Here is a 10,645-nt window from a genome sequence, read left to right as displayed (position 1 = left end):
CCGCACCCCCGGAGGGAGTGCGGCGTTTCCTGTGCCAGGCGTTCTGCCTGGCGGCCGACCTACTTGGCGGCGGCCAGCGCCGCGGCCTGCTTGGCGATCGCGGACTTGCGGTTGGCGGCCTGGTTCTTGTGGATGACGCCCTTGCTGACGGCCTTGTCGAGCTGGCGGGCAGCGGCCCGCTGCAGCACGGCGGCCTGCTCGGTGTCGCCCTGCTCGGCGGCCTCGCGGAACTTGCGGACGGCCGTCTTCAGAGAGGACTTGACCGCCTTGTTACGCAGGCGAGCCTTCTCGTTCTGCTTGTTGCGCTTGATCTGGGACTTGATGTTCGCCACGAAGAAGCCTCGGTGAAAGTCTGAGTGATGGATGGGGCGCGCGGGCTCGAGAGAGGGCGCGCCACACGCAGTTGAACAGGATACCAATAACTCAGGTTGGCTCTCAAATCAACGCGTACTTGAGCATCGGCGTTTCGGATGCTCGGCGCTCGCTCGGCGCGGAAACCCTACATTAGCCGATCATCCACCGGGTGGCGTACTCGTGCCAGTCCTCCTCCGTGGCGGCGAAGTCCACGTAGAGGGCCAGGCCGAAGCGCTCGCGGCGGCCGTGCTCCGACAGCGCGAGCCGGGCGCCCTCGGCGGCCATGGCGACGCTCTCGGCGTTGTCGAGCCAGGGCACGCCGTGGTCGTGGTAGGCCGGAGCGCCGATGTAGAGGGCCTTGTCGGCGGGCACCAGGTCCAGGGCCAGCCCGGCCTGGCGGGCGACGTGGCCGCCGTAGAGGGACTGCAGGGGGGTGAAGGAGTCGTACGTCATGACGGCGACCTGGTCCACGCGGTCCACGACCTGCTTGAAGTAGCCCTGGGACCAGTACTTGTCGTGCGACAGCAAAGCCCTGGCGGTCAGGCGCAGGCCCGGGTACGGCTCGATCTGCGGGGTGGAGGTGGACAGCAGGCCGGTGTGCCGGCGGGTGCGTTCCAGCAGCTCCAGGAACTCGGTGTCGCCGTCGCCGATCGGCTCGAAGTTGTAGTGGATGCCGTCGTAGCCCTGTTTCATGATGGCGGCGACGCCGGACAGGACGTTCTCGCGGGACTTGGGGTCGTCGAGGTCGAGGCCGTTCTTGACGGACTGGCCGAGCCAGGCGGAGATGCGGACCGCGGGGAGGCGCTCGCGTAACCACTTCACGAAATTTCCGGCGTTGGGGTATTTGTCTGGGCTTAGGGTGCCGTCCCAGTTGAAAGGGCCGGAGTGGACGTACACGTCCTTGATCCCCGTGGCGCGCAGCCGTACCGCCAGCTGCTCGACGTCGCGCTCCGTGCGGCGGCCGTCCACCCACGCGTGGCCCAGCCAGAGCGCGTCGTTGCCCGTGCTCTTCGCCCAGGCCGCCGGTGCACCGGTAAACTGGAGGCGGAGCGCGGCGGCGAGGAGGCCGACCAGCGCGACCACGATGGCCAAGGCAAGCGTGAGCAGGCGCAGGCCGCGGCGGATGACGGTTCGGGCAGTCACCCGGGCATGTCACCATGAAAGACTGCTTGACCTCAACCCTGTCGAAACGGACTTCGGTGCGCACTCAGCCTGGCCAGACCGACCCCGCGTTGATCCGCAACTTCTGCATCATCGCGCACATCGACCATGGCAAGTCAACCCTTGCCGACCGGATGCTGCAGATCACCGGCGTGGTCGACGACCGCTCCATGCGCGCTCAATACCTCGACAGGATGGACATCGAGCGCGAACGGGGCATCACGATCAAGTCGCAGGCCGTGCGGCTGCCGTGGGACGGTCACGTGCTCAACATGATCGACACGCCCGGCCACGTCGACTTCACCTATGAGGTGTCCAGGTCGCTGCAGGCGTGCGAGGGCGCGATCCTGCTGGTCGACGCGGCCCAGGGCATCGAGGCGCAGACCCTGGCCAACCTCTACCTGGCCATGAACGCCGACCTGCACATCATCCCCGTCCTCAACAAGATCGACCTGCCGGCGGCGCAGCCGGAGAAGTTCGCCGAGGAGCTGGCGGGGCTGATCGGCTGCGACCCGTCCGACGTGCTCCGGGTGTCCGGCAAGACCGGCGAGGGCGTCCGCGAGCTGCTCGACCACGTGGTCCGCGAGATCCCCGCCCCCGTGGGCAACGCCGACGCGGCGGCCCGGGCGCTGATCTTCGACTCCGTCTACGACACCTACCGCGGCGTCGTCACGTACGTGCGGGTCGTGGACGGCCACCTGAGCAAGCGCGAGCGCATCCTCATGATGTCCACCGCCGCCACCCACGAGACGCTCGAGATCGGCGTCATCTCGCCCGAGCCCAAGGTCTCCGAGCGGGGGCTGGGCGTCGGCGAGGTGGGCTACCTGATCACCGGCGTCAAGGACGTACGCCAGTCGCGCGTGGGTGACACGGTCACCTCGTCGGTCAAGCCGGCCCAGGAGATGCTGGCGGGCTACGAGCACCCCAAGCCGATGGTGTTCTCAGGGCTCTATCCGATCGACGGCGACGAATACCCCGAGCTGCGCGAGGCCCTCGACAAGCTGCAGCTCAACGACGCTGCGCTGGTCTACGAGCCGGAGACGTCGGCGGCGCTCGGGTTCGGGTTCCGGGTCGGGTTCCTGGGGCTGCTGCACATGGAGATCGTGCGGGAGCGGCTGGAGCGCGAGTTCGGCCTGTCGCTGATCTCCACGGCGCCCAACGTGGTCTACCGCGTGGTCATGGAGGACGGCAAGGAGCTCACCGTCACCAACCCGTCGGAGTTCCCCACGGGTGGGAAGATCGCGCAGGTCTACGAGCCGGTCACCAAGTCGACGATCCTGGCGCCGTCCGAGTTCATCGGGGCGATCATGGAGATCTGCCAGGGGCGGCGCGGCCAGCTCCTCGGCATGGACTACCTCTCGGAGGACCGGGTCGAGATCCGCTACACGCTGCCGCTGGGCGAGATCATCTTCGACTTCTTCGACCAGCTCAAGTCGCGCACCCGTGGCTACGCCTCGCTCGACTACGAGCCCGCCGGCGAGCAGGAGGCCGAGCTGGTCAAGGTGGACATCCTGCTGCAGGGTGAGCCGGTCGACGCGTTCAGCGCCATCGTCCACAAGGACAAGGCCTACACGTACGGTGTCGACATGGCGAAGAAGCTGCGCGAGCTGATCCCCAGGCAGCAGTTCGAGGTGCCGATCCAGGCCGCCATCGGGGCCCGGGTCATCGCCCGCGAGAACATCCGCGCCATCCGCAAGGACGTCCTGGCCAAGTGCTACGGCGGTGACATCTCCCGTAAGCGGAAGCTGCTGGAGAAGCAGAAGGAAGGCAAGAAGCGGATGAAGATGGTCGGGCGCGTGGAGGTGCCCCAGGAGGCCTTCGTCGCCGCGCTGTCCACCGAGTCGTCCACCGACAAGAAGAAGTAGGGCATTCGGGGTAGGCGACTACCCTGAAAGCATGGAAGTGGTGCAAACCGCGCGCATGGTCCTTTCGCGGGTCACGCTCGACGATCTGACCGCTGTCCATGAGCTTCACTCCGACCCCCGTACCAACGTGTACAACCCCGGGGGCCCCAGCGTTGACCTGGTGTCCAGCCGCGCCATGCTGGACCTGTGGCTCGCCGACTGGGCCGAGCGCGGCATCGGCTACTGGGCCGTGCGCGCGATCGGCGGGTCGGAGGTGATCGGGTTCGGGGGGCTGCGCCGCGCGATCGTCGGCGGGGACGAGGTGCTGAACCTTTACTACCGGTTCCGGCCGTCCGCCTGGGGCCACGGGTACGCGGGAGAGCTCGTGGAGGCGGCCCTGCGGGTCGGCAAGGGGCTCGGGACCGTCGTCGCGGTCATCCAGCCCGACAACCTGGCGTCGCTGAAGGTGGCGGAGCGGGCGGGCATGCGCAGGGACCGGACGATCCCGTACGGGGGCGTCGAGAGCGTCGTGTACGTAGCCTGAGCGCCCTACCCGCGGTTGCGGACCACGTACCCCACCAGCACCAGAGCGCCCGCGACGGCCTGAGCCGCCAGGAAGCCGCCCAGCGGGCCCGGCGGGGACAGCAGCGCGGCAACGGCGGGCAGGCACCCGAGCACCGCCAGGTCCACCCCGGTGAGCGCCCAGCGCAGCGGCCCGGTCGGGATCGCGCCGCCCGGGGTGTCGATGATCGGCATGGAGTGGTCGACCGGACTCCTCCTGGCCATCCGGAGCGCGGCCGCGGCCAGCGCGGGGGCCGCCAGTGGCCCGAACAGCCACCATGCCCCCGGCAGCGCGCCGCCCGCGCTCAGGGCGGCCAGCCCCAGGGTCGCCCACGCACCGCTCAGCAGCATGGGCAGCACCGCGCGGGCCGCGAGCGCCTGGCGGCGGTCCACGCCGAGCAGCCTGGACAGGGCCGGATTGTCGCCGTCCCTGCGCGCCCCCGACACGCTCACCGCCGCCACGGCCAGCGAACCCGCCAGTACTGCCGCCCCGAGCGTCACCGGAGCGCCGCCCGCCTGCGCCAGCACGGCGGGCAACGCGGACATCGCGAACATGGCCCCCAGACGCCCCGGCCTGCGGCCCACCCGGCGCCAGTCGTGCCAGGCCAGCGCGAGAGGCGCGGGCAGCGCTGGCCACCGCCGCGAGCTGAGCTTCCTGGCCCGCCAGTGGTTGTCCTCCGCTATCCAGGTGAGCGCATCGGGGTCGAGGCCGACGGCCGCGTTCGCGACGCGTCCCGCCCGGGTCGAGGCGGTGACGAGAGTACGGGTGGGGATCCGGTCCAGCGACGTCCACGCGTGGCGTACCAGCAGGGCGGAGGAGGCCGCCGCGACGGCCGCGGTGACGGCGACCGCCGACAAGGGAGCGCTCGCGGCGACGGCGAGCACCGTGCGCAGCTGCCCGCTGACGGTCACGACGGCGGCCACCAGCAGCGCGACCGTCGCGGACGTCACCCAGACCTGCCACGACTGGGACGCCTGACCGAGCACCGCCAGGGCCATCCCGCCCGCGGTCGCCGAGACGCCCAGCACCATGGCGCCGAGCAGGCGCCACACGAGCTGGTCGGGGGCGCCCAGCACGGCGACCAGCCCCAGCCCGAGCAGCAGCCCGGCCGCCACCGCCACCGTGAACAGCACCCGGGCGGTGCGTCCGAGCAGGTGCCGCCGGTTCAGCGGCGAGGGCAGCAGCCAGGAGGCGTCGGCGGCGGACAGCATCACGGGTCCCGCCGCGCGGGCCGCGGCCAGGAAACCGGCCAGCGCCAGCGCGAGCAGGGCCGCTCCCGCGCTCACGCGGGCGGGATCAGCCGTTCCGGCCAGCCCTTGGAGCACGGTGGTGAGCGGGTGGCCGAGCACGGCGGCGAGCATCGCCAGCCCGAACCCGGCGACGTACCGATCGAGCAGGCCACCGCGGGCCGGGCCACGCGAGCGGAGATACGCCCGCACCACCCGCACACTGCCTGCGGCCTCGCTCACGCGTCCACCCCCAAGGGGTACGTCGGCTCCGCTCATGCGTCCACCCCCAGGAGGCGCGTCGGCTCCGCTCACGCGTCCACCCCTGACGGTGAGACCTGGCGGGCGCGCCCGGCCAGGTCGTGATCATGCGTGGCCATCACCACGGTGCCTCCCTCGCCCGCGTACTCCTCGAGCAGATCGGCCAGCCGGGCCCGGAAACCGGCGTCCAGGCCGCGTTCCGGCTCGTCGAGCAGCAGCAACGTGCTCGGCCTGAGCAGCGCGGAGGCCAGGGAGAGGCGCTGGCGCTGCCCGGTGGACAGGTTCAGCGGCGGCGCGTCCGCCCGCTCCACCAGCGCGAACACCTCCAGCGCCGCCTCCACCTCCATGCGGGCCTCGGCGTGCACGGCTCCCATGAGCTCCAGGTGCTCGCGGGCGGTGAGCCCCGGATACCAGGCGGGCTCGTCGCCGAGCATCGCCACCCGGCGCCAGAAGGCGGCGTCGTCGGCCGGCGGCTCCCCGAACACCCTGACCTCGCCGGAGGTCGCGGGCTGGAGCCCGGCCAGGCAGCGCAGGAGGGTCGACTTGCCGCTCCCGTTCGGGCCGACGACCGCCACGATCTCGCCCGGTGACACGGTCAGCTCCATGTCTCGCAGCACGGGGTTGCCGCCGAGTTCGACCGTGAGGCCGTGAACGCTGATGATCGAGTCGTACACGGATCCGAGCCTAGCCAGCCGATCGCACAGGCGATGGCGACGATTTTCTGTCGGTGCCATCGCCTACCTTCTATTCCGAACACCAGTGCGACTGGAGGGTGACGTGATTGCTTCTGAGCGATTCGAGCGTGCCGCCGTGTTGGGGGTGGCTGTGGCTGAGGAGGCTCGACGGCTGCTGAGGCTCCACCTGGTTTCGGGAGAGGAGGGAGGCGACGGCACCGTGCTCGTCGATGTGCCCTATCCCGACGCGGTCGTGGTGGCGGCTCTGCTCGACGTGGCGGCGGAGTGTTTCGGCGAACGGGGTGACTCGGTCGAGGAGACCAGGCAGGCGGCGTTGGAGACGTTGTTACAACTGGCCGGGTTCGACGGCGAGTCCCAGCTCAGGCGCGCCTGATCGGCCGGGCTCACTGCGGGCGCGCCACCCCGTGCCGGAAGGCGTAGGAGACGGCCTGGGCTCGGTCCCGCAGGCCCGCCTTGGCGAAGAGGTTGTTGATGTGGGTCTTGACGGTGGCCTCCGAGATGTAGAGGCGGCCGGCGATCTCGGTGTTCGAGAGGCCGTCGGCGATGAGAGCCAGCACCTCGCCCTCGCGCGGGGTCAGCCCGTCGGGGAGGCCGTCACGGACGATGCCAGGAGGAGGAGGGATGGTTCCGGTTGTGGCCGGGGTCTGCCTCGTTGGCGCCGACATGGTGTCCAGGAGGCGGCGCTGGACGGTGGGGTCGAGTTGGGCGTCGCCGCGCTTCACCGTGGCGACGGCCCTGGCGATGTCGTCGGCGTCCGCGTCCTTGGTGAGGAAGCCGCGCGCGCCCGCTCGCAGCGCCGCGAAGACGGACTCGTCGTCGGAGTACGTGGTGAGCACCACGACCTGGGTGTCCGGAAACCGGGCGCGGATGCGGCCGGTGGCCTCCACGCCGTCCATGCGCGGCATGCGCAGGTCCATGAGCACCACGTCGGGCCGCCGCTCCTCGACCAGCCGCAGCGCCGCCTCGCCGTCCCCGGCCGAGCCGACCACCTCGATGTCCGGCAGCAGCCCGAGCAGCAGCACCAGGCCCTCGCGCACCACGGCCTGGTCGTCCACCACTATGACCCTGGTCATCCGGGCGTCCCCGGTCATGCCGGCACCTTCAGGCGCACCTGGAAGCCGCCGTCGTGTTCGCCTGCCGACAGTGTCCCGCCGAGCAGTTCGGCCCGTTCGCGCATGCCCACGAGGCCGTAGCCGCCCCCGGGCGAGCCCTTCTCGGCGGAGGCCGGGTTGGTGATGCGCAGCTCGCACCAGAGCCGGTCGAACTCGAGCTCGACCGTGGCCGGGCTGCCGGGGGCGTGGCGGCGTACGTTCGTGAGGGCTTCCTGGGCGGTGCGCACCAGGGCGAGCTCCGTCTCGGGCGACAGGCGGCGCTCGGGGCCGGAGACACGCAGCGTGCAGGCCTGGTGGGCGGCGCCCTCGAAGTCGTCCGCCAGCGTGCGCAGCGCCACGGGGAGCGCGGGCGGGTCCTCGCGCAGCGCCTGCACCGCGCGCCTGGCCTCATCGAGCCCCGACTTGGCCAGGTCGCGGGCCCGGGTGACCCGGTCGAGCGCTTCGGCCGTGCGCTCCGCGCGCAGCAGCAACTTGGCGCCCTCCAGATGGACGAGCTGGGCCGAGAGGGAGTGGGCGAGGATGTCGTGGATCTCCCTGGAGATCCTGGCCCGTTCCGCGAGCACGGCCTCTCGCGCCTCGGCGGCCCTGGTGGCCTTGCGCTGTCTGGCCGCGTACGAGATCAGGAAGATCAGGCAGGTGCTGAGGATGAGGGGGAGGTCCCGGGCCGGGTTGCCGACGATCACACCCGCCACGACCAGGCCCCCGACGGCCAGCAGGCCGATGGGCAGCGCCTGGCGCAGGGTGAAGCGGGTGACGGCCAGGCTGACGGAGATGAGCAGAGCCCCGATCGCGGCGCCGCCGTCGGTCAGGGTGCTGAGGGCGATGGAGAGGACCACGGCAAGGGCGACTGCGATCAGCGCGACAGGCACCCCGAAAACCCGCAAGGCCCGCAAATCCCCCAACCCTGACCTCGCCGCCAACCCTGACCCCGCCTCCACTTCGGCCCCCACCAGGCCACCACCCGGCATCCTCAGCCTGCTTGACCCAGGCGGTCCTGAAGACATCGGGCCGTCGGGCGTCGGCGACCCCGACGGCATCGGGTTGTCGGGTGCTGTTGGCCTCGATGGTGGCGAACTGGGGGGTGCCGGTGACCCCGACGGTGTCGGATCGCCGGGTGCTGGTGACCCCGACGGTGTCGGATCGCCGGGTGCTGCCGGCCTCGATGATGGCGGGCTGCCGGGTGCTGCTGGCACTGACGGCGTCGGGCTGCTTGACGCTGAGAGCTCTGGCTGCGGTCGGCTGCCTGGCGTCGAGGCCTCGGGCTGCCGTCGGTTGCCCAGCGCGGGTGATGCGGACTGCAGTAGGTTGCTTGGCGCCGGGGCTTCCGGTTGTGGTCGGTTGCCCGGTGCCAGCGCTCCTGGGTCCGTCGGGCTGTCTGGCGCGGACGGCTCTGGTGGGCTGCCCGGCACCGGCACCGGCACCGGCGCTTCTGGCTGCGATGGGCTGGCCGGCGCTGACGGCTGCGTCGGGGAGCCTCCTGCCCGCCGGACCTCCCACTGGCCTTCGGACCGGACCTCCCGCTGGCCTTCGGGCCGCCTCTCCTGCCGGACCTTCCGCTGGCCCTCGGGCCGCGCCTCCAGGCGGCCCTCCTGCCGGGCCGCCCGTGAGACTTCCCGCAGGGCCTCCCGGTGGGTCTCCAGCGGGACCTCCCGTCGGGCTTCCGTCAGGGCCGCCCATGAGTCTTCCCGTGGGGCCTCTCGGTGGGTGTGGCGCTCGCGTAGTGACAGGAACAGGGTGGTGAGCAGGGTGAGGCCCAGTCCGGCGGTCAGGAGGGTGACCGCCAGCCCGATGCCGGTCAGGCCCGGCGCGGGGGTTGCTCCCATCTGGGCCGCGATCAGCAGCGCGATCACCCCGAGCTGCAGCGCGAGGGCGATTCCGTACGGCGCACGCATCACCCCACGACGGTATCCGGTCGCCTGTCCATGCTCGAAAGCGCACGCCCCCTACGAGCGACGACGTACGACTGGGCGCCGATCGTGAGGCCGATGAACAGCATGATCCCGCCGCTGGAGAGATCGAGGCCGAGGGCGCCTCCGGCGAAGTACAGGCCGACGCGGATGGCGACCGAGGCCAGCCACACCAGCATGGTCCAGGCTGTGGCCTTCGACCAGGAGACGCCGGAGTCGTCCAGCCACACCCGTACGGTCGTCCCCCGCCATATGCCCAGGACGACGGCGACGACGGCCTCCACCAGGGCCAGGCCGAGGCTGAGCGCGAGGTGCCGGGGATCGATGACCCCGCCGGATGCGATGCCGACGATGATCATGAAGGCGGCGGTGTAGAGGATGCCCCGCTTGGCGGTGGGACGGGTCTGCATCTGGCGGTAGACCACGAACACCACGGCGAGGGGGACGAGGAGAGAGATCAGTATGGGTTCCACGGGTTTGACCGTAGGGATCGGCACGGCGTACCGGATCAGCCCGAGGGTTGAGTGCGCGGATCTCCACCCTGGGGTGGAGATCGAGGTGAGAGGTAATCGGGTCGCTGGGGGAGCAGGCTCTCGGTTACCGTCCAAGCATGGGCGTTATCTCCGTAAATGTGGGCCAATCGGTCGAGGCTGAGTGGGCGGGGAAGCTGGGGCGTACGGCGATCGACAAGCGGGCGGTCACGCACCGGGTGGCCGTACTGGCCAACGGGCTCGCGGGTGACGAGCGGGCCGACAAGAAGCATCACGGCTCGCCCGACCAAGCCGTCTACTCGTACGCAAGGTCGGACTATGACTGGTGGGAGGGGGAGCTCGGGCGGGAGCTGCGTAACGGGCAGTTCGGCGAGAACCTCACCACGTCCGGCCTCGACGTCACGGGGGCTGTGATCGGTGAGCGGTGGCGGGTGGGCAGCGCCTTGCTGGAGGTGAGCGGGCCCCGGATTCCGTGTGTGGTGTTCCGCAACTGGATGGACGAGCCGGGGTGGGTCAAGCGGTTCACGGCGGCGGGGCGGCCTGGGGCCTACCTGCGGGTGGTCTCACTCGGGGAGCTTGGCGTCGGGGACGAGGTGGAGGTCGTCTCGCGGCCCGAGATCGGGGTGACGGTGGGGGACTGGTTCCGGGCTCGGCACGGGGACGAGGAGGCGCTGCGCCGCATCCTGGCCGTTCCCGGGCACGACACCGAGTGGGACCGCATGGCCGAGCGCCTTTTCAGCGGCCAACGATCTTAGACCGCCTGCTCGTCCGTCCGGCCTGCTCGTCCGTCCGGCCTGCTCGTCCGTCCGGCCTGCTCGTCCGTCCGGCCTGCTCGTCCGTCCGGCCCATCCAAGTGGTCGAGCGGTGGGCGGGCGGGTTGGACGGCGGTCAGGTTGCCTAACCACCCGACCTGCCCACCGACCAACCCGCCCACTCGCCCGTCGGGCTGCCCATCGGTCGGGCCGCTCGCTCATCGGGGCACCCGCTCATTGGGGGAACCGCCTATTCGGGCGTTCGGCCCGTCCGTTCGGG

Annotated in this window: 11 protein-coding genes; 4 read left to right on the top strand and 7 right to left on the bottom strand. The window is 71.0% G+C overall.

Translation table 11 applies throughout. The features are described from left to right. Positions 1–59 precede the first annotated feature (59 nt). Positions 60–332: a 30S ribosomal protein S20 gene (gene rpsT / locus AB0J87_RS21270; protein ID WP_363967496.1), complete on the bottom strand. Its 273-nt coding sequence runs from the start codon at positions 330–332 to the stop codon at positions 60–62. 172 nt (positions 333–504) lie between these two features. Continuing rightward, entirely contained in the window at positions 505–1,497 is a 993-nt protein-coding gene (locus tag AB0J87_RS21265; protein ID WP_363967494.1) for a hypothetical protein, read from the bottom strand. A 56-nt stretch (positions 1,498–1,553) separates the two neighbouring features. Here AB0J87_RS21265 and lepA point away from each other — a divergent pair, with 56 nt between their 5' ends. Further along, entirely contained in the window at positions 1,554–3,380 is a 1,827-nt protein-coding gene (gene lepA / locus AB0J87_RS21260; protein ID WP_350724899.1) for a translation elongation factor 4, read from the top strand. A 31-nt stretch (positions 3,381–3,411) separates the two neighbouring features. Further along, entirely contained in the window at positions 3,412–3,903 is a 492-nt protein-coding gene (locus AB0J87_RS21255) for a GNAT family N-acetyltransferase (RefSeq protein WP_363967492.1), read from the top strand. Positions 3,904–3,908: 5 nt separating this feature from the next. Here AB0J87_RS21255 and AB0J87_RS21250 read toward each other — a convergent pair whose 3' ends face one another. After that, positions 3,909–5,390, bottom strand: coding sequence for a DUF6297 family protein (locus AB0J87_RS21250; protein WP_363967490.1), 1,482 nt, complete (start codon positions 5,388–5,390; stop codon positions 3,909–3,911). Between the two features lie 68 nt (positions 5,391–5,458). Further along, on the bottom strand, positions 5,459–6,082 hold the full coding sequence (ccmA, locus tag AB0J87_RS21245; protein ID WP_363967488.1) for a heme ABC exporter ATP-binding protein CcmA: 624 nt from the start codon (positions 6,080–6,082) through the stop codon (positions 5,459–5,461). Positions 6,083–6,233: 151 nt separating this feature from the next. Between ccmA and AB0J87_RS21240 the strand changes: the two genes are divergently transcribed. After that, the gene (locus AB0J87_RS21240; protein WP_350724907.1) at positions 6,234–6,476 is read left to right on the top strand and encodes a hypothetical protein; all 243 of its coding nucleotides are present in this window, start codon (positions 6,234–6,236) and stop codon (positions 6,474–6,476) included. A 10-nt stretch (positions 6,477–6,486) separates the two neighbouring features. Here the strand turns inward: AB0J87_RS21240 and AB0J87_RS21235 are convergent, their stop codons facing one another. The 3 genes from AB0J87_RS21235 to AB0J87_RS21225 all read right to left on the bottom strand — a co-directional run bounded on the left by AB0J87_RS21235 (position 6,487) and on the right by AB0J87_RS21225 (position 9,595). Beyond that, positions 6,487–7,194, bottom strand: a complete 708-nt coding sequence (locus tag AB0J87_RS21235) for a response regulator transcription factor (RefSeq protein WP_363967486.1) — start codon at positions 7,192–7,194, stop codon at positions 6,487–6,489. After that, on the bottom strand, positions 7,191–8,084 hold the full coding sequence (locus tag AB0J87_RS21230; protein WP_363967484.1) for a histidine kinase: 894 nt from the start codon (positions 8,082–8,084) through the stop codon (positions 7,191–7,193). The genes AB0J87_RS21235 and AB0J87_RS21230 overlap by 4 nt, the downstream gene beginning before the upstream one ends. 1,022 nt (positions 8,085–9,106) lie before the next feature. Beyond that, positions 9,107–9,595, bottom strand: a complete 489-nt coding sequence (locus tag AB0J87_RS21225) for a hypothetical protein (RefSeq protein WP_363967482.1) — start codon at positions 9,593–9,595, stop codon at positions 9,107–9,109. 137 nt (positions 9,596–9,732) lie between these two features. Here AB0J87_RS21225 and AB0J87_RS21220 point away from each other — a divergent pair, with 137 nt between their 5' ends. After that, the gene (locus tag AB0J87_RS21220) at positions 9,733–10,368 is read left to right on the top strand and encodes an MOSC domain-containing protein (RefSeq protein WP_363967480.1); all 636 of its coding nucleotides are present in this window, start codon (positions 9,733–9,735) and stop codon (positions 10,366–10,368) included. The last annotated feature ends 277 nt before the right edge of the window (positions 10,369–10,645 follow it).

This window comes from Nonomuraea sp. NPDC049625 (genome assembly GCF_040675285.1).
Lineage (GTDB): Bacteria > Actinomycetota > Actinomycetes > Streptosporangiales > Streptosporangiaceae > Nonomuraea > Nonomuraea angiospora_A.
Note: the sequence above shows the minus strand (reverse complement) of the source record. Positions and strands in the feature narration are given on the sequence as shown.